General features: G+C 59.0%; 19 protein-coding genes, 1 pseudogene and 3 CRISPR repeat arrays. Of the genes and pseudogenes, 11 read left to right on the top strand and 9 right to left on the bottom strand.

Going from position 1 to position 22,094, the window contains the following annotated elements:
- The first annotated feature begins 103 nt into the window (after nt 1–103).
- Genes GF1_RS14290 through cas2 form a run of 4 tightly spaced genes read left to right on the top strand, consistent with a single transcriptional unit; the run spans nt 104 to nt 2,940 of the window.
- A complete protein-coding gene (locus GF1_RS14290) occupies nt 104–979 on the top strand; it encodes a virulence RhuM family protein/type II toxin-antitoxin system death-on-curing family toxin (protein ID WP_267927227.1) in 876 nt (291 codons plus the stop codon).
- 2 nt (nt 980–981) lie between these two features.
- Complete coding sequence (gene cas4 / locus GF1_RS14285) at nt 982–1,611, top strand: CRISPR-associated protein Cas4 (protein ID WP_267927226.1); 630 nt, start codon at nt 982–984, stop codon at nt 1,609–1,611.
- Entirely contained in the window at nt 1,611–2,642 is a 1,032-nt protein-coding gene (cas1c, locus tag GF1_RS14280) for a type I-C CRISPR-associated endonuclease Cas1c (protein WP_267927225.1), read from the top strand. The genes cas4 and cas1c overlap by 1 nt, the downstream gene beginning before the upstream one ends.
- Before the next feature lie 7 nt (nt 2,643–2,649).
- Nucleotides 2,650–2,940 (top strand): CRISPR-associated endonuclease Cas2, encoded by a 291-nt coding sequence (cas2, locus tag GF1_RS14275; protein ID WP_267927224.1) that lies wholly within the window; start codon nt 2,650–2,652, stop codon nt 2,938–2,940.
- 217 nt (nt 2,941–3,157) lie between these two features.
- Nucleotides 3,158–3,937: a CRISPR direct-repeat array (repeat unit 32 nt; unit sequence GTCGCCCCCCACGCGGGGGCGTGGATTGAAAC).
- A 490-nt stretch (nt 3,938–4,427) separates the two neighbouring features.
- A CRISPR array of direct repeats spans nt 4,428–4,856; the repeat unit is 32 nt; unit sequence GTCGCCCCCCACGCGGGGGCGTGGATTGAAAC.
- Nucleotides 4,857–4,956: 100 nt separating this feature from the next.
- Nucleotides 4,957–5,252: direct repeats of the CRISPR family, unit length 32 nt; unit sequence GTCGCCCCCCACGCGGGGGCGTGGATTGAAAC.
- A gap of 645 nt (nt 5,253–5,897) precedes the next feature.
- Here the strand turns inward: cas2 and GF1_RS14270 are convergent.
- Nucleotides 5,898–6,788, bottom strand: coding sequence for a DMT family transporter (locus tag GF1_RS14270; RefSeq protein WP_267927223.1), 891 nt, complete (start codon nt 6,786–6,788; stop codon nt 5,898–5,900).
- 344 nt (nt 6,789–7,132) lie between these two features.
- Here GF1_RS14270 and GF1_RS14265 point away from each other — a divergent pair, with 344 nt between their 5' ends.
- The 5 genes from GF1_RS14265 (at nt 7,133) to GF1_RS14245 (ending at nt 11,741) form a co-directional block, all read left to right on the top strand.
- Entirely contained in the window at nt 7,133–8,248 is a 1,116-nt protein-coding gene (locus tag GF1_RS14265) for a branched-chain amino acid ABC transporter substrate-binding protein (RefSeq protein WP_267927222.1), read from the top strand.
- A gap of 85 nt (nt 8,249–8,333) precedes the next feature.
- Nucleotides 8,334–9,248, top strand: a complete 915-nt coding sequence (locus GF1_RS14260) for a branched-chain amino acid ABC transporter permease (protein ID WP_267927221.1) — start codon at nt 8,334–8,336, stop codon at nt 9,246–9,248.
- Between the two features lie 75 nt (nt 9,249–9,323).
- Entirely contained in the window at nt 9,324–10,208 is an 885-nt protein-coding gene (locus tag GF1_RS14255; protein ID WP_435051714.1) for a branched-chain amino acid ABC transporter permease, read from the top strand.
- A 43-nt stretch (nt 10,209–10,251) separates the two neighbouring features.
- Nucleotides 10,252–11,028 carry an ABC transporter ATP-binding protein gene (locus GF1_RS14250; RefSeq protein WP_267927219.1) on the top strand — a complete coding sequence of 259 codons (777 nt, stop codon included), beginning with the start codon at nt 10,252–10,254 and terminating at the stop codon, nt 11,026–11,028.
- Complete coding sequence (locus GF1_RS14245; protein ID WP_267927218.1) at nt 11,025–11,741, top strand: ABC transporter ATP-binding protein; 717 nt, start codon at nt 11,025–11,027, stop codon at nt 11,739–11,741. Before GF1_RS14250 ends, GF1_RS14245 begins: the two co-directional genes overlap by 4 nt.
- Before the next feature lie 10 nt (nt 11,742–11,751).
- On the opposite strand, the pseudogene GF1_RS14235 reads toward GF1_RS14245, so the two are convergent.
- The 8 genes and pseudogenes from GF1_RS14235 to GF1_RS14200 all read right to left on the bottom strand — a co-directional run bounded on the left by GF1_RS14235 (nt 11,752) and on the right by GF1_RS14200 (nt 19,694).
- A pseudogene (locus GF1_RS14235) lies at nt 11,752–13,097 on the bottom strand (class I SAM-dependent methyltransferase).
- Nucleotides 13,098–13,252: 155 nt separating this feature from the next.
- Nucleotides 13,253–13,960, bottom strand: a complete 708-nt coding sequence (locus GF1_RS14230; protein ID WP_267927215.1) for a fumarylacetoacetate hydrolase family protein — start codon at nt 13,958–13,960, stop codon at nt 13,253–13,255.
- Between the two features lie 194 nt (nt 13,961–14,154).
- Nucleotides 14,155–15,210, bottom strand: coding sequence for a molybdenum ABC transporter ATP-binding protein (gene modC / locus GF1_RS14225; RefSeq protein ID WP_267927214.1), 1,056 nt, complete (start codon nt 15,208–15,210; stop codon nt 14,155–14,157).
- A 4-nt stretch (nt 15,211–15,214) separates the two neighbouring features.
- A complete protein-coding gene (gene modB, locus GF1_RS14220) occupies nt 15,215–15,898 on the bottom strand; it encodes a molybdate ABC transporter permease subunit (protein WP_267927213.1) in 684 nt (227 codons plus the stop codon).
- On the bottom strand, nt 15,895–16,671 hold the full coding sequence (gene modA / locus GF1_RS14215) for a molybdate ABC transporter substrate-binding protein (protein ID WP_267927212.1): 777 nt from the start codon (nt 16,669–16,671) through the stop codon (nt 15,895–15,897). Before modA ends, modB begins: the two co-directional genes overlap by 4 nt.
- Before the next feature lie 410 nt (nt 16,672–17,081).
- Nucleotides 17,082–17,465, bottom strand: a complete 384-nt coding sequence (locus GF1_RS14210) for a winged helix-turn-helix domain-containing protein (RefSeq protein WP_267927211.1) — start codon at nt 17,463–17,465, stop codon at nt 17,082–17,084.
- Nucleotides 17,466–17,636: 171 nt separating this feature from the next.
- Complete coding sequence (locus tag GF1_RS14205) at nt 17,637–18,503, bottom strand: GGDEF domain-containing protein (protein WP_267927209.1); 867 nt, start codon at nt 18,501–18,503, stop codon at nt 17,637–17,639.
- 399 nt (nt 18,504–18,902) lie between these two features.
- On the bottom strand, nt 18,903–19,694 hold the full coding sequence (locus GF1_RS14200) for a C-GCAxxG-C-C family (seleno)protein (protein WP_267927208.1): 792 nt from the start codon (nt 19,692–19,694) through the stop codon (nt 18,903–18,905).
- Nucleotides 19,695–20,009: 315 nt separating this feature from the next.
- Between GF1_RS14200 and GF1_RS14195 the strand changes: the two genes are divergently transcribed.
- Nucleotides 20,010–21,353 (top strand): ATP-binding protein, encoded by a 1,344-nt coding sequence (locus GF1_RS14195; protein WP_267927207.1) that lies wholly within the window; start codon nt 20,010–20,012, stop codon nt 21,351–21,353.
- A 113-nt stretch (nt 21,354–21,466) separates the two neighbouring features.
- Nucleotides 21,467–21,997, top strand: a complete 531-nt coding sequence (locus GF1_RS14190; RefSeq protein ID WP_267927206.1) for a response regulator transcription factor — start codon at nt 21,467–21,469, stop codon at nt 21,995–21,997.
- Nucleotides 21,998–22,094 lie beyond the last annotated feature (97 nt).

The following is a 22,094-nucleotide window of genomic DNA, read 5'->3' as shown; positions in this document are numbered from 1 at the left end:
GCAATCGGAATTGGGCGAGATTATCCTGTATCAGGCAGAGGACGGGAGTTCCCTGGTTGATGTACGGCTCAGGAACGAAACGGTCTGGCTGACTCTGAACCAGATGGCGGAACTGTTTGGCCGGGACAAGTCGGTTATTTCGCGTCATTTGCGGAATATCTTCCAAACGGGCGAACTTGTAAAAGAATCAGTTGTTGCAAAAAATGCAACAACTGCCGCTGACGGTAAAACCTATCAGGTGGACTGGTACAACCTTGATGCCATCATATCCGTGGGATATCGAGTTAACTCAAAACGAGGCACCCGGTTCCGCATCTGGGCCACCTCTGTGCTCAAAGATCATCTGGTTAAGGGGTACACCTTGAATGAACGCCGTCTGGCGGAGAAAGGCACCAGTGAGTTACAGGAGGTTCTTTCCCTGTTGTCCAGTACCCTGGAAACCCACGGCTTGGTAAACGATGAAGGTCGGGCCGTGCTGGAGATCGTCTCCGCTTACGCGGCGACCTGGAACCTGCTGTTGCAGTACGACGAAGACCGGCTGGCGCTTCCTGCCGAACCGGACGCCAATGCAGTGGTGCCTGATCCTTACGAGGCGCGCGCGGCCATTGCCAAGCTCAAGAACGAGCTGCTGAGCAAGGGCGAGGCCTCCGACCTGTTCGGCCAGGAGCGCGGCGAGGGGCTGGCCGCTATTCTTGGTGCTGTGGGCCAGAGCTTCGGTGGTCACGATCTTTATCCAGGTGTGGCCCTGAAGGCGGCGCATCTTCTTTACTTTGTCATCAAGGATCACCCGTTCAGTGATGGCAACAAGCGTATCGGGGCCTTTTTGTTTCTGCTCTTTCTGCGGAAAAACCGTCTGGGAGTCCAGCGTCGCTTCTCCAATAATGCCCTGGTGGCCCTGACTCTTTTAATCGCGGCCAGTGATCCGGGCCAGAAGGAGATCCTGGTGCGGCTGATTACCCATCTGATTACCGGGGAGTAGTGATGTTTGCTGAAGACGATCTCCTGCCCCTCTCCGCCCTGCAGCACCTCCTTTTCTGCGAGCGGCAGTGCGCCCTGATTCATGTGGAGCAGCTCTGGGTGGAGAATCTTTTTACCGCCCAGGGGCGGTTGATGCATGAACGGGTGGATGGCGGCGGCCACGAGAGCCGGGGCGATGTCCGCACGGTGTATGCCATGCCGCTGCGTTCGCTGCGCCTGGGCCTGGTCGGCAAGGCCGATGTGGTGGAGTTTCACCGGCAGGAGTCGGGAGAGTGGCTGCCCTTTCCGGTGGAGCATAAGCGGGGCCGGCCCAAGAAGGAGAACTGGGACCGGGTGCAACTCTGTGCCCAGGCGATCTGCCTCGAAGAGGCGTTGGGAGTCAAGGTGCCGGAAGGGGCTCTGTTTTATGGCAGGAATCGGCGACGGCAGCCGGTGGTGTTCGATTCATCCCTGCGGGCCGAGACCGAAGAAACAGCGGCCCGTCTCCATGAGCTGATCGCCTTGGGCCGAACCCCGCCACCCTCGTATGACAAAAAATGCGATTCCTGCTCTTTGAAGGAATTCTGTTTGCCGAAAACCCTGGAAAAGCCTTACCGGGTGGAACGGTATCTCAAGCGGATGATGGCTGACTGATGAAAAAACATCTCAACACCCTGTTTGTGACTACCCAGGGAGCCTATCTTGCCAAAGAGGGCGAGACCGTGGCTGTCAAGGTTGGGGGCAAGGTACGCTTGCAGCTTCCCATTCACACCCTGGACGGGATTGTCTGTTTCGGCCAGGTTTCGTGCAGCCCTTTTCTCATGGGGTTTTGCGCGGAGCGGGATGTTTGCATCAGTTTTCTGACCGAAAATGGCCGTTTCCTGGCCAGGGTTCAGGGCCCGGTCTCTGGAAATGTCCTGCTGCGCCGGGAGCAGTACCGCTGGGCGGATGATCCGGAGCGGTCGGCCGCCATTGCCAGGGCCGTGATCATCGGCAAGATTGTCAACAGCCGCAAAGTGCTGCATCGAGTGGTGCGTGATCACCCGGACAAGGTGGACACCGTTGTTGTAGAACAGGCTATGGACCGCCTGAAGTCCATTCTCATGCATGTCCGCGTCGGCACTTCGCTCGACAGGCTGCGGGGCTACGAAGGGGAGGGTGCCATGGTCTATTTTCGAGTGTTCGACCACTTGATTCTCAGCCGCAAGAAGGAGTTTTTCTTCGAAGAGCGCAGCCGTAGGCCACCCCTTGATCGGGTCAACTGTTTGTTGTCGTTTCTGTACACCCTGCTCATGCATGATGTCCGCTCCGCCCTCGAATGCACCGGGCTTGATACGGCAGTAGGGTTTCTGCATCGGGACCGGCCGGGCAGGCCTGGTCTGGCCCTTGACTTGATGGAAGAATTCAGGCCCTATCTTGCCGACCGCCTGGCCCTGTCCCTGATAAATCTTGGCCAGGTCAAAAGTAAGGGCTTCCGGCAGACGGAGACCGGGGCCGTGCTCATGGATGACGATACCCGCAAGACTGTGCTGGTGGCATATCAAAAGCGCAAGCAGGATGTTGTGACCCACCCCTTTTTGCAGGAAAAGATGCCCATCGGCCTGCTGTTCCATACCCAGGCCCTGCTTCTGGCCCGGCATGTCCGGGGCGATCTGGACGGCTATCCCGTGTTTTGCTGGCAGTGAGGTATTTATGTTTGTGTTGGTGAGCTATGATGTGTCAACCATTGACAAGGCAGGTCGGCGGCGTTTGCGCAGGGTGGCCAAGGTGTGCAAGAACTATGGTCAGCGGGTGCAGTTTTCCGTGTTCGAATGCCTGGTCGATCCGGCCCAATGGACCGTGATGCGCCAGCAGTTGGTTGATGTGATCGATCCGGAGACCGACAGCCTGCGTTTTTACTATCTTGGTTCCAACTGGAAGCGGCGGGTGGAGCATGTGGGTGCCAAACCGGGAGTGGACCAGGAGGGACTGTTGCTGGTATAACAGCATATAAGGAGGGGATTATCTGAAAAATGTTTATGGCACTGCGAACCCTTAGTGGGCATGGTTTCCCGTAGAGGTTCGCATTTTGATTATCTTTCTGTATTTGCAATATTTTTTATTTTTGAGCGGATGTGCTAAGAGAGTGTTGCCATGCAGTTTGAGAGGTTCGCAAAAAAATGCTTTTCCTCCTTGTCAGCTCTGCCAGAAAAAGCTGACAGTCGCCCCCCACGCGGGGGCGTGGATTGAAACTCAGGCTCCCAGGACCGGGAGAACTCTTTTTCAGCGTCGCCCCCCACGCGGGGGCGTGGATTGAAACCGTACAAGAGTACGGAGAATGAGGGCAAGACAGCGTCGCCCCCCACGCGGGGGCGTGGATTGAAACTTAAGGCGAGAGATGGTTGACTTAACAGACCGGGGTCGCCCCCCACGCGGGGGCGTGGATTGAAACTCAATATGCGGGATTTTAAGGTTGTTCGTTTGGCGTCGCCCCCCACGCGGGGGCGTGGATTGAAACTGGGTATCGATAGCGTGCTTAAGGTTGGCAATCCGTCGCCCCCCACGCGGGGGCGTGGATTGAAACATTGTCACTATGTCAAAAAACCGTCTTTTAATACGTCGCCCCCCACGCGGGGGCGTGGATTGAAACTGGAAAACTTCACTCTTTCAAGCATTTAGCTTGAGTCGCCCCCCACGCGGGGGCGTGGATTGAAACCTGCTGCACTAGTCCAAAGCATAGCCGTCAATTGCGTCGCCCCCCACGCGGGGGCGTGGATTGAAACCGTTTCGGCGAATCGGTCGGGGTTGTACTCGGTGGTCGCCCCCCACGCGGGGGCGTGGATTGAAACTTTTTCAAAATAATGCATTTTTTTGTTTACAAGGTCGCCCCCCACGCGGGGGCGTGGATTGAAACAAGAAATCAGTAATGCGTGACCATTTTACCAGGCGTCGCCCCCACGCGGGGTTGTGTCGCCCCCCACGCGGGGGCGTGGATTGAAACATCATGTATACCATCCCCTCAAAAAATCCTTATGTCGCCCCCCACGCGGGGCGTGGATTGAAACTTAAATTCACGCGGCTTAGGACCTGCTATTTTAAGTCGCCCCCCACGCGGGGGCGTGGATTGAAACATAGTCCTGGCAACAAGATACAGGCGCATCACAAGGTCGCCCCCCACGCGGGGGCGTGGATTGAAACATGCCGAGCGGATCCGGCTCGATGTCGTAAAAGCGGTCGCCCCCACGCGGGGCGTGGATTGAAACATCTGCGGCACTACCCGCTTGACAACAAAATCGGTCGCCCCCCACGCGGGGGCGTGGATTGAAACTGTTTATCGTGCAGTTATGAAATGTATATGGAAGGTCGCCCCCCACGCGGGGGCGTGGATTGAAACCAGGCCTGAATGAATAACTGCGTTGCCACAAAAAGTCGCCCCCCACGCGGGGCGTGGATTGAAACTTTCTACAAAATACCGCTGTATATTAAAAACCAGGTCGCCCCCACGCGGGGGCGTGGATTGAAACTCTCAACCTGCTACCCTTTGCTATCTCAGCAACCGTCGCCCCCACGCGGGGGCGTGGATTGAAACCCTTCGTCATTATCCCGCATAAACAGGATCGTCACGTCGCCCCCCACGCGGGGGCGTGGATTGAAACTATTCAATTGATGATTTGCAAAGGGGTCTAAAATGGTCGCCCCCACGCGGGGGCGTGGATTGAAACATTTTGGTAGCCGGTCGCTTGAGAAAATAACTAAGTCGCCCCCCACGCGGGGGCGTGGATTGAAACACTGGTATGTGTCAGAAAATATCAGCCCGGAATGGTCGCCCCCCACGCGGGGGCGTGGATTGAAACTTTCCGCCCATGTAAGCGCTCGTGACACTCAAACGTCGCCCCCCACGCGGGGGCGTGGATTGAAACGTCACCGGGTATGGAGCCCGGGCCGATGTACCGTACGTCGCCCCCCACGCGGGGCGTGGATTGAAACCCCAGGCCATGGCACCTGGCCCCACCGTGGCCCCGTCGCCCCCCACGCGGGGGCGTGGATTGAAACATGCAGGACTACGCAGCAGCCAGTGTGGATGACGTCGCCCCCCACGCGGGGGCGTGGATTGAAACTGCGGATGCCGTCGCATTTGTTCAATGTAGTGCAGTCGCCCCCCACGCGGGGGCGTGGATTGAAACTCTGCTCATAGCAAATCCCGGCACGGTTACTCCCGTCGCCCCCCACGCGGGGGCGTGGATTGAAACCTGAAGGGTATATTGTTTGCCCCGAGAGCTGTAAAGTCGCCCCCACGCGGGGGCGTGGATTGAAACTTGAAGACGGGACACGTAAGATGGCGGCCCGCCCGGTCGCCCCCCACGCGGGGCGTGGATTGAAACATCTGCGGCACTACCCGCTTGACAACAAAATCGGTCGCCCCCCACGCGGGGGCGTGGATTGAAACTTTCTACAAAATACCGCTGTATATTAAAAACCAGGTCGCCCCCCACGCGGGGGCGTGGATTGAAACTCTCAACCTGCTACCCTTTGCTATCTCAGCAACCGTCGCCCCCCACGCGGGGGCGTGGATTGAAACGTGAAATTACATATATAGATGGACGTGACACAGTGTCGCCCCCCACGCGGGGGCGTGGATTGAAACATTTGATACGACCAGCACGGTCACGATCGCCACAAGTCGCCCCCCACGCGGGGCGTGGATTGAAACAAGTCTGAAATCTCGTTTTACCCAACCCACACCAGTCGCCCCCACGCGGGGCGTGGATTGAAACGGCGCCGGCCTGGTTGACTGGGTGGGCATCTACAAGTCGCCCCCCACGCGGGGGCGTGGATTGAAACGGCTACTGAGTTGGGGAAGATTGCTACAGAGATGGTCGCCCCCCACGCGGGGGCATGGATTGAAACCGGCATTGTGGGTGCCGGGGCAGCTTCGGTGCTTGAGGATGTGAGGTGCCTTTTCAGGCCTGCTGCTTCTTTGTCTGCATGCTCTGGAAGATGATGGAGCTTACGATGAGGAAGAGGCCGATGAAGGTGGCGGGATGGATTTTTTCGCCCACGACCAGGTTGAGGATGACCAGGGAGAAAAACGGGGTGATGTAGATCAGGTTGCCGATTTTTGCCGCCGTGGTGGTGAGCTGCAGGGCGGTGAGCCAGAGGACGTAGGTGATGCCCATTTCAAAGAGGCCGACGTAGATGAGCGGCAGCCAGGCCCGGGTGGGGGGCAGCTCGATGGTGCCGGCCAGCGGGCTGAACAGGGCGGTGTAGAAGAGACCGAAGCAGAAACCGGTGAACAGTTTGCTCACCGGGTCCAGGCCATCCCGGGCGTTGAAGAGCCAGAAGGTGGCCCAGATCACGGTGCTCCCGGCGGCCAGCAGTACGCCTGCCCGGCTGACATCGCCGAAACTGGTGAACTCTCCCCGGGTGGCAATGATCACTGCGCCGAGAAAACTGACAATGATGGCCAGGAGCTGGCTGCGGCTCAGATGCTGGCGGAGGATCGGCACCGAGAGGATGGTCAGGACCAGGGGCCAGCCGTAGTTGAGGGACATGGCGATCTGGCCGGGCAGGATGGCGTAGGCCTTGAACAGGACCACGTAGTACAGGAAAGGGTTCAGGAATCCGAGCAGTGCCGCCTTGGCAAGGGTTTTGCCCCGAATCGTTCTGAGATGGCCAAGCCGTCCCTGCCATACCATGATACCCAGCAGGGCCATGGTGGAAAAGAGGATCGAGTACAGGAGCAGGGTATAGGGTGTCACGTACCGGAGGGCGATCTTGAAGGCCGACGCCGCGGTGGCCCAGAAGGTAATGACCAGTGTGGTCAGCAGGTATGCCCTGGTCTGGTTTTTCATGTTCTTTGCCTGTCAGTTCCTGAAAACAGGTACATCGGGGGAAAATACTCCCGGGATTCCCCTGGGTTCGATTCCTTCATTGGTTTCCTCCTATATACCGGGATTCGTACAGGAAACAAACCTGTTTCGTTTGCCTCTTCCCATGTTCATCCTGAAAATTATTCTCCCCCAGGCAAAGACGTACTTTTGCCATGCGTCGAAATTTGTTATACGCTATAGGGTTTGAGTTCAGACGATGCCCGTCTGATCATCATTTGAAATGCTTTGTGTTGTGTTTTTGCGCTGGCGAAAACAGAAACAGAGAGAGTAGAAGAGATCTATTTCTATTTGCAAAGGAGGTCGCAGTGAAGAAGAGAACAATGTTGGCAGCGATTGGTGGAGCCCTGGCTGGTTTGCTGATGCTGGGCCAGGCGTGTGTGGCCGCAGACCTGAAGATCGGAATCATGGTGCCGACCACCGGCTCCGAGGCCACCGCGGGCAAGGATATGGAAAACGCCATGAAGCTGGCCGTGTCCGAAATCAACGATGCGGGCGGTGTTCTCGGCATGCAGATCGTCACCATCACCGGTGATGATGCCTGTGATCCGCAGCAGGCCACCGCGGCTGCTTCCAAGCTGGTTTCCAGCGATGTGACCGCGGTTGTCGGCGGCTACTGCTCCGGCGCCACCCTGCCCACCCTGAAGATATACGGTGATGCCGGCATCCCCATGGTCATCCCGGCGGCCAACTCCACCAAGCTGATCACCGCCAACCCCGGCAATGCTTTCCAGATCAACTCCACTGGTTTCGACCAGGTGAATACCGCCGTGGACCTGTTCAAGAAAAAAGGTGTCAAGCGGCTGGCCATCATCCACCAGGGTGACGGCTATTCCGAGGACCTTGCCCGGCTGACCAGGGAAAAATGGACCGGTATGGGGAACGAGGTTGTGGCCTATGAGGTGGTGAACAAGGGTGAGCAGGATCAGTCGGCCCTGGTGACCCGGATCAAGTCCAAGCGGCCGGACGCCGTGTTCTGGACCGCCTACTACGCGGACGGCGCCATGGTTATCAAGCAGCTGCGCCAGGCCGGATACCGCAAGCTCATCGCGGTTGGCGATGGCTCCAACTCGCCGAAACTGCTTGAGATCGCCGGCCGGGCCGCCGAGGGTGTCTACTGCTTCTCCAACCCCACGGTGGAGTATCTGCCGGCTGCCAAGACCTTTGCCGACAACTACCGCAAAACCTTCAAGCAGAATCCCGATGCCTATGCCGCCCTGGCCTATGACGGCATGAAGCTGATGGCCGATGCCATCACCCGGGCCGGAACCACCGACAAGAAGGCCATTATCAAGGCCCTGGCCGAGACCAGGGATTTTCAGGGTATTGCCGGGCCAATTTCCTTCACCGACAAGAACACCCTGGCCAAGAGCAACTTTGTGATTCTGGTTGCCAAGGGTGGCAAGTGGACCCTGTATCAGTAGCCTGACCTGTCGTCCCCTGTCCGGTGAGGTGCCGGGCAGGGGGCCTGTTACCCTGCTACCCTGTGTCGGAATTCAAAGATCTCCCATGTCCAACCTTGACATATTTCTGCAGCAGCTGGCCAACGGCCTGATTCTCGGTTCGTTCTACGCCCTGGTGGCCCTGGGCTACACCATGGTCTACGGGATCATCAAGCTGCTGAATTTCGCCCATGGCGATCTGTACATGGTCGGCTCTTTTGTCGGCTTCCTGATCCTGTCAGCCATCTCCGGTCTCCTGGGGGACAGCTGGGCGGCCATTCTCTGCTCCATGGTCCTCAGTATGCTGGCCGTGGGGCTGCTCGGAGTGCTCATTCAGCGGGTGGCCTATCAGCCCATGCTCTCGGCCCCGCGGTTGTCCATTCTCATCACCGCCCTGGCGGTCTCCATGGTGCTGTCCAACACGGTCATGGCTCTGACCAACGGCGAATACAAGGCCTTTATCACCGATCTCGGCTATGACGGGGTAGATATCGGCAACGTGTTTGTCACCTACACCCAGATCGTGCTGGTGGTCTCGGCCGCCTTTCTGATGGTGGTGCTCTATCTCTTTGTCCACAAAACCCTCTACGGCAAGGCCATGCGGGCCATTGCCATCGATCAGGATGCCTGCCGGCTCATGGGGATCAATGTCAACCGGGTCATAGCCCTGACCTTTTTCATCGGCTCGGCCCTGGCCACGGCGGCCGGGGTCATGGCCGGGGTCTATTACGGCAGTATTCATTTTGCCATGGGGTTTGTGATCGGGCTCAAGGCCTTCACCGCGGCGGTGATCGGCGGCATCGGCTCCATTCCCGGGGCCATGCTCGGCGGGCTGGTCCTGGGCCTGCTCGAGGCCTTCGGCACCCAGATTCCGGCGATTGGTACGGAATGGAAAGACGTGTTTTCCTTCGGCATCCTGATTCTGCTGCTTATCTTCAAGCCAACCGGTTTGCTTGGTAAAACCGAAATAGAGAGGATGTGACCCATGGCAACGCCTGGTGTGATGACAGGATGGCCGGGCTGGCTGCAGGTGCAGCGTAACCGGCTGGTGGTGCTGATGGTGCTGGCCGGTGTGGCCATGGTGATCCCGCTTGTGGCCAGCAACTACGTGCTCGAGGTGCTGACCAATGCCTGGTTCTATACGGTGCTCTGCCTCGGGCTCAATATCGTGGTCGGCTATGCCGGGCTGCTGGACCTGGGCTATGCGGCTTTTTTTGCTGTCGGGGCCTATACCACCGGTATCCTGACCTCGCAGTTCGGGGTCAACTTCTGGCTGACCATTCCGGTGGCCGTGGCCTGCTCCATGCTGGCCGGGATCGTCATCGGCGGGCCCACCCTGCGGCTGCGGAGCGATTACCTGGCCATCGTTACGCTGGGTTTTGGCGAGATCGTCCGCATCGTAGCCCGCAACCTGAAGATCACCGGTGGAGCCAGCGGCCTGATCGGCATCGAACGGCCCCATTTTTTCGGCATGGAACTGAGCGGGATCCATCACTTCTACTACGTGTTTCTTCTGCTGGCCATCCTGGCCTGTTTCATCAGCTACCGGCTGCAGAACTCTCGCCTGGGCCGGGCCTGGCAGTACGTGCGCGAGGATGAGGACGCGGCCGAGGCCATGGGTATCGGCCGGGTTTCCGTCAAGCTGTACGCCTATGTGATCGGGGCGGTGTTCGGCGGGGTGGCGGGCTGTTTCTTTGCCGCCAAGATGACCGCCATCTCTCCGGAAACATTCACCTTCACCCAGTCGGTGCTGATACTTCTCGGCGTGGTCCTGGGCGGTATGGGCAAGATCCCGGGAGTGATTGTCGGCGCCTTTGCCCTGGTGCTCTTTCCCGAGGTGTTTCGCGATCTCGGTTCCATGCGGATGCTGGTCTTTGCCATTGTCATGCTGGTGATCATGCTGTACCGGCCCGAGGGCATCTGGCCGGAAAAGAGGTCCTGATGATGTCCGCCCGGAGCGTAACTCAACCCACTGAAACGACGATATGGCACTTCTTGAAGTAACTGATCTCTGTCTGAGCTTTGCCGGGCTGCAGGTCATCCGTGGTCTCAGCTTTTCGGTGGAAAAGGGCAGTATCGCCAGTCTGATCGGTCCCAACGGCGCCGGAAAGACCTCGGTTTTCAACTGCCTGACCGGCTTTTACCGGCCGGACTCCGGCCGGATCATCTTTGACGGCCGGAGGATAACCGGCCTCAAGCCGCACCGCATCACCCGCAAGGGCATGGCCCGGACCTTTCAGAACCTGCGTCTGTTCAAATCCATGTCGGTGCTTGAAAACGTGATGTCCGGTCAGCATTGCCGAACCTCGGCCGGGGCTCTGGGAGCGATTTTCCACACCCCGACCCAGCGGCGGGAAGAAGAGGAGATCCGCCGCATCAGCGAGGAATGCCTGGATTTTGTCGGCCTGCTGGACAAGAAAGACCGCAGGGCCAGCAACCTGGCCTATGGCGACCAGCGGCGGGTGGAATGGGCCCGGGCCCTGGCGACCAGGCCCCGTCTGCTGCTGCTGGACGAGCCTGCCGCCGGGCTGAACCACGACGAGAAACAGCAGCTTATGGGGATGATCCGCCGGATACGCGACGAGCTGGGCGTGACCATTCTCCTCATCGAGCATGACATGGGGCTGGTGATGAAGGTTTCCGAGCAGATCACGGTGATCGATTACGGCCAGAAGATCGCCGAGGGAACAGCAGCGGAAGTGCAGAATAATCCCCGGGTCATCGAGGCCTACCTGGGTAGCGATGAAGAGGAGGCCGCATGAGCGAGACGGTCCTCGAACTGGAAAATGTAACCGCGCGCTACGGCCGGATCGAAGCCCTGCGCTCCATTTCCTTTTCTGTCCAGGCCGGGCAGATAGTGACCCTGCTCGGCTCCAACGGGGCCGGCAAGTCCACCACCTTGCGGACCATCTCCGGCCTGGTCCAGGCTTCGGGCGGGACGATACGTTTCATGGGCGAGGATATCACCCGCATGCCGTCCCACGATATCGTGGCCAGGGGGTTGATCCATGTGCCCGAGGGACGGCGGATCTTCAAGGGAATGAGTATCCGTGAGAACCTGGAGCTGGGTTCCTTTACCCTCAAGGACGATACCGAACGTCGCCGGCGCATGGAGCATGTATTTGAGATCTTTCCCGTGCTTCACGAACGCCAGCACCGGGACGCGGCCCTGCTTTCGGGCGGTGAACAGCAGATGCTGGCCATGGGGAGGGCCCTGATGACCAGTCCCCGGCTGCTGCTGCTCGACGAGCCGTCCATGGGACTGGCCCCGTTTCTGGTCCGGGAGATCATGCGGATCGTCGAACGGCTCAACAGCGAAGGGGTGACCATCCTGCTGGTGGAACAGAACGCCAAGATGGCCCTGAAGCTGGCCGACTACGGCTATGTGCTGGAAACCGGCGAGATCGTTATCGAGGGCGATGCGCCCACCCTGCGCGAGGATGAGAATATCGTCAAGGCTTACCTGGGTACCTGATCGTCCCGGATCATTCTTCGTCCGGTAGGTACAGGTCGGCCCGGGTGGGCGGCATGCCCGAGCGGTTGAGGCCGCCGCGTTTGGTGGCCACGGTCTGGAAAATGCCAAGGGATCCGGAATAGAAGGCAAAGGAGACCCCGGCCAGGTAGGCCAGCCACATCCTGTACCGTTCCTCCCCCACCAGGGCCACGGCCCGCTCCCTGTTTTTTTCCAGCCGCTGGCACCACATCCTGGTGGTCAGGCCGTAATGTTCCCGCCAGGATTCCACATCGTGGATCTCGAATCCGCACGCCTCCATGACTTCCACCGTATGGCCGATATGGTCCAGGTCCGAACCCGGGAAGACGTACTTGAGGATGATCTTTCGTCCGGGCGATACTTTGTTGAACTCCCGTTTGCTCTGTTTGGCCGGTTTGGTGATCCCGTGGTTGAGGAAGATGCCCGGGGTCGGAGCAGGTTGTGGATATGTCCAAAGTAGGCCGGGTAGTTGCTGATGCCCACATGTTCGTACATGCCGATAGAGGCAATCTTGTCGTACTGACCTTCCAGTTCCCGGTAGTGGCGCAGTTCCACCGTCACCCGGTCCTGCAGCCCCAGGCGCTCCACCTTGTTTCTGGCATAGAGATACTGGTTTTCCGACAGGGTGACCCCGTGGGCCTGCACCTTGTACTTTTTCGCCGCGTGGCACAGCAGTGAGCCCCAGCCGCAGCCGATATCGAGAAACCGGTCGCCCGGCTGGAGGCGCAGCTTGCGGCAGATCATGTCCAGCTTGTCGCGCTGGGCCTGCTCCAGGGAGTTGTTCCAGTCGGTGAAGTAGGCGCAGGAGTACTGCATTTCGGGGTCGAGGAAGAGTTCGTAGAACTCATTGGACAGGTCGTAGTGGAACTGGATGTGGCGCCGGTCGTCGCGCTGGGACTTCCTGGTCGGCGTCTCGTCTCCCTGGTAGCAGGGTACCCTCCGTTCCTTCCTGGAGGCCAGCAGGAGCGGCAGCCCCTTGCGGAGGATGAATCCCTTGTTCAACCGCTTGATCAGTTTTCGGGAGACCAGGCGCTGCAGGGGTTTGTCGAGCTGGAGGGCTTTTTCGTAGAAGGTGATCAGGTCGCCGCCACGATAGCTGATGCCACCGGTGGCGTACTGGATGAGCAGGGTTTCCAGGGTGGGCCGGCGGAGGATGCAGCCCAGCACGCCGGGATCCCGTATGGTGATGCAGAATCGGGAATCGGCGTTCCTGCCCAGGGGGATGATTTCACCGTTCCAGAGTTCCACGCAGAAGTTGGCCTCGGTTATCTCGGCTATATGTCCGATGACCTGACTGGCGGCCTGCAGGTGCGCATCGTCGTGAACCGTCTGGGCCATGGTGTCGCCCTCCCTCTTGCGCTGAAATTGCCCTCCGGAGGCTTACAGGGTGGTATCAGAAAAATATAAGCTGATTTTTCCGGGGCGCAAGAGATGGGCAGGTCGTTTTTCCCCAGAGGCCGGCAGTTACGGCGCTCCAGAGGGACTGGCCCGCTTTATTCGGCCATCACCGGGTTTTTCAGGATACCGATGTTCTCGATCTCCACCTCGACCACGTCTCCTGCCCGGATTGGCCCCACGCCGCTGGGAGTGCCGGTGATGATGATATCGCCCGGCTCCATGGTGAAGTTTCTCGAGATGAAGCTGATGATGGCCGGCAGCTTGAAAATCATGTGGCAGGTGTTGGAGTCCTGCACCACCTTGCCGTTGAGCCGGGTCTGGATGCGAAGGTTCTGGGGATCGCCGATCTCCTCCAGAGGGACGATTCTGGGACCGATGGGGCCGAAGGTGTCGAGCGACTTGCCGCGGAACCAGCCGGACTTGTCACTGCGCTGGAAGTTACGCTGACTGACATCGTTGAAACAGGTGAAGCCCAGGACATGGTCCAGGGCTTCATCCTCGGGGACGTTTTTGATCCGGTCGCGGATGATGATGGCCAGCTCGCCCTCGTAGTCGGTGCGGCAGTCTTTAAAGTCGTACTCCCGCAGCAGGGCGGGGAGGACGATGGGCTGTTCCGGGCCGATGAGGACGTTGGGGGTCTTGGGAAAGAGCACCGGCTCCCCGGGGATGGCGTCGGTGAAGTTCTGGACATTTACGGACTGGCTTTCCCTGATGTGTTCCAGGTAGTTGAGGCCCAGGGCTATGATCTTGGATGGCTGCAGGGTGATTTCCCGGCCACTGGTCATCGGCAAGGTGACGGCCATGTCGCACTCCTTGTGACAGATGTTTGCTGGGGGATGTTGGGGATGTTACGGACTGGTACTGGCCATACCGCGCCAGGGCCGAATCTGTCAAGGAGTTCCGTATCCAGCAGGACAGAGATCATCAGCCTGACAGCATCTTCCAGCGACCAGACCTTGCCGGAACGGTAGTGGGGCGGGGTCCGGTTTTCGGAGGGTCAGTAGAGTTTACGAAAGGCAGAGGCCTTGATCACGGCAACGATTTCGCTTCCCGGGGCAATGTCCAGTTCCTGAAGCGATTCCGGGACGATCTGGGAAATCAACTGGCCGCCGTTTACGGTCAGCTCCACCCCGATCCGGTTACCGTCGCCGAACACATCGGTGACCCGGCAGGAGAGCAGGTTGCGGGCACTGGTGGCCACCGGGTTCTGTTTAAAGAGGGTGATGTCCCTGGCGCCCAGTTCAAAGAGGTTGTCACCTTCGCCACCCGGCTCGGTGAGAATCAGCTCGGTTCCGCCCCAGTTGTAGCGAAACAGGTCGCCATGGGGCCGGGGATTTTCGAGGTGGAGCAGGTTGGCGTAGCCCCGGTGGTCCGAGACCAGGTATCGCCGGGCCAGCTCTTCGGTGGGTACCGACTGTTGCACGCCGCCCCTGTCAAAGACCAGCACCTCGTCGGTCATCAGACGGATCTCCTGCAGGCTGTGGCTGATGAAGAGCAGGGGAATGTGGAATTCATCCAGAACCTTTCTCAGGTAGGGGATGATCTGAAATTTCAGCAGCTGATCCAGGCCGGTGAGGGGCTCGTCCATGAGCAGCAACCGGGGGCACGAGAGCACCGTGCGGCCCAGGGCCACCCGTTGGCGTTCACCGCCGGAGAGACTGGTCGGTCTCCGTTCCAGCAGTGGTTCCAGGTTGAGGACCTCAATGATGGCCTCGGGCGTGATCGATCGCTGCTCCATCGGGGTGCGGCGCCAGCCATAGAGCAGGTTGCGGCGCACGTTCATGTGGGGAAAGAGAAGGGCATGCTGGAACACAACCCCGATACGCCTTTTCTGGGGAGGGAGGTGGATTTTGTGGTCGTGGTCAAAAAGCACTTTTCCGTCCAGGGTGATCCGGCCGCTGTCCGGCCGGAGAAGCCCTGCCAGGATGTGCATGAGGGTGGACTTGCCGCTGCCCGAGGGGCCGAATATTCCGCACCGCTGCCGGGAAAGGGTGAAATCGGCGCTCAGGGTGAAGTCGCCGACCTGTTTTGTCACATCCACAACAAGTCGCACCGGCTCACCTCTTTTTCAGCGACCTGGCCGAGGCCTCGCTGACCAGGAGGACCAGAAAGGAGAGACCGATGGAGACCAGGCACAGGGACAGGGCCATGGAGTCTCCCCCCGGGGTATTGGTGTACTCGTAGATGGCCAGGGGAATTGTCTGGGTAACCCCGGGGATGTTGCCGGCCAGGATAATGGTGGCCCCGAACTCGCCGAGACTGCGGGCGAACATCAGGGTCATGCCGGCGACAATGGCGCGGCCGGAAAGGGGGACGATGATGGTGAACAGGCCATCCCACCAGCGGGCGCCCAGGGTCCGGGCCGCCTGGAGATACTGCTCGTCGATGGACTCCATGCCGATGCGAATGGAGCGGACCAGGAGGGGGAAGCCGACCACGGTGGAGGCAATGATCGCCCCCTTGAGGGTAAAGATGATGCGGATATCCAGGAACCGGAGCAGGGGACCAAAGGCTCCTGCCTGGCCAAAGAGCAGAAGCAACAGGTAGCCGATGACCACCGGCGGCAGGACCAGCGGCAGGTTGACCAGCCCTTCGAGCAGGGCCCGTCCGGGAATGCGGCTGAAGACCAGGAGGTAGGCAGCGCCGAAGCCAAAGGGCAGGGCCAGGATGGTGGCGGCGGTGGCCACCTTGAGCGACAGGCCGATGGCCTGGATGTCCGCCGGAGTGAGGGCCAGGGTCATCTCTGTTCTCCTTCCGGCGGGGTGAAGCCGTAGCTCTTCAGGATCCCGGCTGCCAGCGGGCCGGTTGCAAAGCTGTAGAAGGCCCGGGCCTCCGGGTTTTGCCTGCCTTCAGGAGTCAGGCCAATGGGATAGGACACGGGGTCGTGGAGTTCCGGCGGGACGGTGAAGAGAACCGTGCTTTTCCTGGCCAGGCGGGCATCGGTCCGGTAGACAAAGGCGCCGTCCACCTCCCCCCGGTCGGCGTAGAGCAGGGCCTGGCGGACATCTTTGGCCATCACCAGGCACCGGTCCTCCAGGAGCTGCCTGTAGATCCCGGCGTTTTCCATGGCCTGTGCGGCATACTGGCCGGCCGGGACACTTTTGGGGCTGCCGATACCGATGCGGGCAAGGGAGGTGAGGTCCAGCATGGTCCGGGCCCTGGTGGTCGAAGGACCGATAAACACCAGCGCGTTATGGGCCAGGATCCGGGCTGTCCCGGGATCAATGGCCCTGTTTTCAACGAGCCAGTTCATCCAGCGCTGATTGGCCGAGATGTAGAGATCCACTGGCGCGCCCTGAATGATCTGTTTGGCCAGGGAACCGGATGAGGCAAAGTTGGGCTGGATGGTGACCCCGGGGTGAGCGGCGGTAAAGGCCTGGATCAGCTCCCGGACCGCGTCGGTCATGCTGGCTGCCGCCGCCAGGCGGACCGTCGCAGCCCCGACCCGGCCGGGCGCCAGGACAACGGACAGCATCCAGATGGTTATGAGCAGGACTGGAATAGATCTTTTCATGGCTGATTCCTTTTGCGGTTCACCTGCAATCCGTCCGTTGACGGTACGGGTCGGGAATGGTTTGCCTGGTTTCAGGCAACGGTTACCGGTCCTTTTTGGCCGGTCACCCCTGCCCGTGATATCGCAAGATACGTGCCCTTTTTGTCTGCCATTCTCTCCTGGCACAGAGCCAGGGCTGCCGGAGACCAACACCAGGCCCGTTCCATGGTCTGACCGGGGGCGCCGAAGGAGGCTGTTTCGTCTCTGCGTCAGTGGGACAACGTGGCTTCGGCTACGGGAGGGGTTTCATTTTTGTCCCGTTTGCTGCAAAAATGTCCTGTCCCTGCCCGGGAATGTATGCACATCGATATATTTAAAAAGATATATCGATGTGCATACATTCCCGGATAACTCGGATCACCAGGATCAGGTTACAGGTCCAGTTCGCTGGTTTCGGCCTCCAGGAATCGGTGAAAGCGTTCCTGCAGGGCCCAGAAGGCGGCGATGGCCTTCTCACCGCACTCGGTCAGCCGGGTGCCACCGCCGCCCCGGCCGCCCTTGCTGGTGACCACCATGGGTTCACCGGCCTGACGGTTCATGGAGTCCACCAGGTCCCAGGCATGCTTGTAGGACATCTCCATGGACCGGGCGGCCTTGGCAATGGAGCCGTGTTCACGAATCCGTTCCAGGAGGACGACCCGACCGGTACCGAGAAAGGTGGCCCCGTTTTTCTGCAGCCAGATCCGGCCCCGGCAGGCCAATCCTTTGTCCGCCAGCGAATCTTTGCTGTTGCGTCTGGTTCGATGTGCTTTCATGTTTCGATATATATCTTCAAATATATCGCATTGCAATATTTTTCCCGGGAAGCTCTCTCTTCGAGGCCGGGGCAGCGTCAGGGATGAACTCTCTTTGCCATCAGGGAACGTAGTCCTGCTGCAGGGAGAGGGAGAAAGAGTCGTAAATGTCTGGACGGGAGCTGGCCTGTTTCAGGAATTCGGTGACGAAGGTCCCATGAATTCCTGCCAGGCCACCACCCGGTTGCGACCGGCCTGCTTGGCGGCATAGAGGGCTTTGTCGGCCTTTTCCAGGAGGAGCGAAGCACTGGTTGTTTCGTCGTCCAGGCCGGCGACCCCGATACTGATGGTCAGGGATATCTCGCGATCGCTGTGGATGTCGGGTGGAACAAAGTCGGCTCTGGCAACCTGGCGCCGGAGCCTTTCGGCCAGCGACAGGGCTTTGGACACCGGTGTTTCGGGAAAAATGATGGCGATTTCCTCGCCGCCGTAGCGGGCGACCATATCTGTTTCCCGCACCTCATCAAGGATGATCTGGCCCAGCTGTTTGAGGACGATATCTCCGGTGCTGTGCCCATAAGTGTCATTAATTTTTTTGAAAAAGTCCACATCCAGCAGCAGGATCGACAGGTCGGAGCCGTATCGGTGGGCCCGTTTGATCTCCTCGACCAGGATCCGGTCCAGGTAGCGGCGATTATAGATGCCGATAAGCGGGTCGGTTATGTTTTCGCATTCCAGCAGGGCCATTTTCTTCATGTCCGAGGCGGTCTGATAGGCCAGTCTGCCCACAAGAAGGACAAACACGGCCCCGCCGAAAAAGAGTGCCGGGACTACCAGGTCGGCCGAACTTATCTCTTTTTGCCAGTTTGCGATGGTATAGGCGGCGTAGCCGATTATGAAGAAGATGATCAGGCCGTTCAGAACCTGCCACTTGGGCTTGAGGCTGGCCCCCTCCGGCAGCTGCCTGATCAACCGCTGGATGGGAAACAGGGCGGCGATGAGCAGGAAAATCCCGGTGACCACAAAAAACTTTATAAGCTGTGAAAGGGATGATTCCAAGTGCAACTCTCTGAAAAACTGGTACTATTATAGACGTCTGCAGGATGTTTGCGCATCACTGTATGGAAATTGTATGGGAAGGATAGGTTTGTAAGATGAGGGTAACTAATACCGGAGTGTGGGTCGGAAGTCAATGACTTTTTGACATTTTTGTAAAAGCCTGGCCGACGGCGAGACACCTCGTTGTGGGAATCCCGCCTGCGGATGAGGTTTCCTTCCCGGCTGCCATGAAAAAAGGGTTGCTCCCCAGGCACGGACGTGTCGGAGGAGAACAACCCTTTGCGGGCAGGCTTTTGCGTGTTCCGGGAGGCCGGGCAGCCCGGCTCTGTTACCCAGAGCGGGCAGGTCCCGGCAACGGAATGGGATATCCCTGAAAAAGCCCGGTTATGGAGAGGCTTTTCAGCTTTTCGGCATGGGCGGAGTTGGAACTTCGGTATGGCACTCGTCACAGTTGTACTGGCCGGTGATGCCGAACTCGGACGGAGCGGAGAAATCTGAGGTTTCCTCATATTTGCCGTCCTTCCAGTCGTTGAGCAGTTCCACCAGGCGGTAGGCGGTGCTGGCGGCAACCCGGGCGCAGCGGTCTTTCCTCTCAGCACTCTTGAGCGGATATCCCGAGGCCTTCATCCATTTGCCAACAGAGATATGGCAAAGCGGCGAGTCGCTGACGGTCTTGACCAGCTTCTTCTTGAGCCGCGGTTTGGCCGGGGTGAACACCGGCATGTCGGCTTCGGAGTACCATTGCATGATATCGGCGGAGATCTGGTGACCCACGGGGGAACCGGCGATCCGCGGACCGATGATGAGGTTGGCAACGATATTGGCCCCGGCCGGAGAACCACAGATAGTACCCCAGCCTACCTGACCGCCTTCCAGGAAGACAAAGGCGTCAACCGGGAACGAGGTATAAGGCTCGCCGATTTTTTCGCGGAGCTGGCTGAATATGGAGTTGATCACCGCGCAGCCGCAGAAAACACGGTACCATTCATTGTAGCAGATTTCAGCGGTTTTGGCCGGATCGAGCTTTTCATAGGGCCACGGCCACTTTTCAGTGGGTCCGCCTTTCGCCTGAGCCGAGTTGAACAGTCCCTCGAGTTGGGTAAGGGCCGTTCCTGCGGCAATGACTCCGGCGGTTCCGATCATCATCTGACGACGGGAAGGGCTCTGACAGTTTTTATCCGGTCTTTCCATAATATTCCTCCTCCACATGCTGGTGCGTTTTTTGGGGAATCGCCCAGGGCAGATCCCCACATGTACCTTCATTGACGGTATGAACATATCGTAAAGTTTGTTGCCACACAATGTGGCATATTGTCGCATCTGGTGAAAAACGTTGGTAAAATTTTCCCGATGAACGGAGGGGTATGCTGGTAACTACAAGATTTTATTTTACTTTTTTTAAAAAATAGCATAGCATGCTGCCATGCAACATAAAGAGCACTTCGGACTCCCTCCTGGTGGGACCGATATGCCTGTGACCTGCCCTTGACAGCAAGTAGACGCCCCATGTTTTTTTCCCGACTCAGATCACCGTTTCGTCACGTTCACATAGAGCAGGTGGATGTGGCCCTGCCCTGGCTCCTGATGCTGCGCTGGGGGGAGGTCCTGTGTCAGATCGTCCTGATCGTTGCGGTGTGGCTGGTGATGGGGCTTGCGGTCCCCATCCTGCCGGTTTCCGCCATAATTTTCTTTGAAGTGATCTCCAACCTCTACCTCCATTACCGTCATCACCATAATTTCCAGGTGTCCAACCTGATGATTCTGGTCATTCTCCTGCTGGATACCTTCCTTCTGACCGGTTTTCTCTATGTCACCGGCGGGGCCATCAATCCCTTTGTTTTTCTCTACCTGATTCATATCGTCACCGGGGCCATTATCCTCCGAGAGCGATGTTCCTGGCTCATCACCGCAACCACTCTGCTCTGCTACAGCCTGCTGTTCTACTTTCCCTCCCCGTTCATCACCGCCCTGGCCCTTTCCCGCAACATGGACAATCCGGCGGACATCCAGCGCATTGACTGCCTGATCGGCTCCTTTCAGCTGCATCTCAAGGGGATGGGTGGAGCCTTCATTGTTACCTCGCTGTTTATCGTCTTCTTTGTCAGCAAGATCCAGAAGGCCCTCACCCGGCACCGGATCGAGCTCCAGGCCCTGGAAAAGGAGCGGGAACGCAATGAAAGGCTGGCCTCGCTGGCCACCTTTGCCGCCGGCGCGGCCCATGAGCTTTCCACCCCGCTGAGTACGGTGGCCGTGGTGTCGTGCGAGATGATCCACGCCCTGGAAGAACAGGGAGAGGATGGCGAACTGCTCGAGGATGCCCGGCTGATCAGAAAGCAGGTGGCGGACTGCAAGGAGATCCTCTACCAGATGGCTGCCGGGGCTGGAGAGCACCTGGGGGAGGAAATCCGGGAGTTTACCATCGAGCAGGCGGTGCAGCAGATTCTTGCCGAACTGACAGCGGAACAACAGGAGCGGGTGGTGGTGACCATCGAACCTGGCAACCTGAAGATCACCATGCCCTTCCGTTCCCTGTGCCGGACCGTGAAGGGGCTGGTGAAAAATGGTCTCGAGGCCTCGCCGTACCCCCGGCCGGTGACCATGTACTGGTTCACCACGACCCGGCATCTCGGGGTCGAGGTCAGGGACCAGGGTGACGGGATCGACAGCCAGATGGCCTCCCTGGTCACCGAGCCTTTCTTTACCACCAAGGGCTCCGGCCTGGGACTCGGGCTCTTTCTCGCCAGGAGTATGGCTGAGCAGTTTGGCGGCGGGCTGACCATCGAGCCGCTTGAGGGGCAGGGAACGCGGGTGGTGCTGACCCTGGCCCTGGAAAAGATCCGGAAGAATTGACGGATCCCTTTATTCGCCCTCTTCAGGGCGGCCAGTCCGGACCAGGCCTGTCTGCGGGACAGCGCCCTGAATCGACACCAAAAAAAGTATTTTTATAGATCGGAGCAGGACTGATGGAAAAAGTTTTACTGGTTGATGACGAGGATTTTTTCCGGGACCGGTTAAACCGGGCCTTTGTCCGGCGGGGGTATGCCACCTGTACGGCCTCCTGTTACGACGAGGCCATGGAACTCATCGGCCGGGAGGAACCGACCATGGCCGTGATCGACCTGAAGATGCCGGGAAAGAACGGTCTGCTGCTGGTCCGGGATGCCCTGGCCCGGCTTCCCGAGCTGAAAATCGTCGTCCTTACCGGCTACGGTTCCATTGCCACGGCCACCGAGGCCATCCGGCTCGGTGCGGTGTCCTATCTGGCAAAACCGGCTGATATCGATGAAATACTGAAAGCTTTTTCCGGAGACAGCGGGGTGGAGCTGGAGACGCCGCCGGAAGATATCCTGCCCCCGTCCCTGGCCCGGGTGGAGTGGGAGCACATCCAGCGGGTCCTGGCGGACTGCAACGGCAATATCAGCTGTGCGGCCAAGAAGCTCGGCATTCATCGCCGGACCCTGCAGAGAAAGCTCTACAAGTATGCGCCAAAATAGGAAGTCGGAAATAAAGGGGGCAAAGGGGAAAACAATCAGACCCGGAGGGTTCATCATGAAAACCCCCGGCTGCGATCCGTCCCTGACGACCGGATGC

Origin of the sequence: Desulfolithobacter dissulfuricans, assembly GCF_025998535.1 — a bacterium.
Taxonomy (GTDB): domain Bacteria; phylum Desulfobacterota; class Desulfobulbia; order Desulfobulbales; family Desulfobulbaceae; genus Desulfolithobacter; species Desulfolithobacter dissulfuricans.
Note: the sequence above shows the minus strand (reverse complement) of the source record. Positions and strands in the feature narration are given on the sequence as shown.

Bases quoted from the DNA above. Each gene is read 5' to 3' on its own strand.
- cas4 (WP_267927226.1), top strand. From the start codon at position 982: ATGTTTGCTGAAGACGATCTCCTGCCCCTCTCCGCCCTGCAGCACCTC.
- GF1_RS14245 (WP_267927218.1), top strand. From the start codon at position 11,025: ATGAGCGAGACGGTCCTCGAACTGGAAAATGTAACCGCGCGCTACGGC.
- GF1_RS14195 (WP_267927207.1), top strand. From the start codon at position 20,010: ATGTTTTTTTCCCGACTCAGATCACCGTTTCGTCACGTTCACATAGAG.
- GF1_RS14270 (WP_267927223.1), bottom strand. From the start codon at position 6,788: ATGAAAAACCAGACCAGGGCATACCTGCTGACCACACTGGTCATTACC.
- GF1_RS14250 (WP_267927219.1), top strand. From the start codon at position 10,252: ATGGCACTTCTTGAAGTAACTGATCTCTGTCTGAGCTTTGCCGGGCTG.
- cas1c (WP_267927225.1), top strand. From the start codon at position 1,611: ATGAAAAAACATCTCAACACCCTGTTTGTGACTACCCAGGGAGCCTAT.
- GF1_RS14255 (WP_435051714.1), top strand. From the start codon at position 9,324: ATGGTGCTGGCCGGTGTGGCCATGGTGATCCCGCTTGTGGCCAGCAAC.
- GF1_RS14290 (WP_267927227.1), top strand. From the start codon at position 104: ATGGCGGAACTGTTTGGCCGGGACAAGTCGGTTATTTCGCGTCATTTG.
- modB (WP_267927213.1), bottom strand. From the start codon at position 15,898: ATGACCCTGGCCCTCACTCCGGCGGACATCCAGGCCATCGGCCTGTCG.
- modA (WP_267927212.1), bottom strand. From the start codon at position 16,671: ATGAAAAGATCTATTCCAGTCCTGCTCATAACCATCTGGATGCTGTCC.
- GF1_RS14190 (WP_267927206.1), top strand. From the start codon at position 21,467: ATGGAAAAAGTTTTACTGGTTGATGACGAGGATTTTTTCCGGGACCGG.
- GF1_RS14210 (WP_267927211.1), bottom strand. From the start codon at position 17,465: ATGAAAGCACATCGAACCAGACGCAACAGCAAAGATTCGCTGGCGGAC.
- GF1_RS14200 (WP_267927208.1), bottom strand. From the start codon at position 19,694: ATGGAAAGACCGGATAAAAACTGTCAGAGCCCTTCCCGTCGTCAGATG.
- GF1_RS14230 (WP_267927215.1), bottom strand. From the start codon at position 13,960: ATGGCCGTCACCTTGCCGATGACCAGTGGCCGGGAAATCACCCTGCAG.
- GF1_RS14260 (WP_267927221.1), top strand. From the start codon at position 8,334: ATGTCCAACCTTGACATATTTCTGCAGCAGCTGGCCAACGGCCTGATT.
- cas2 (WP_267927224.1), top strand. From the start codon at position 2,650: ATGTTTGTGTTGGTGAGCTATGATGTGTCAACCATTGACAAGGCAGGT.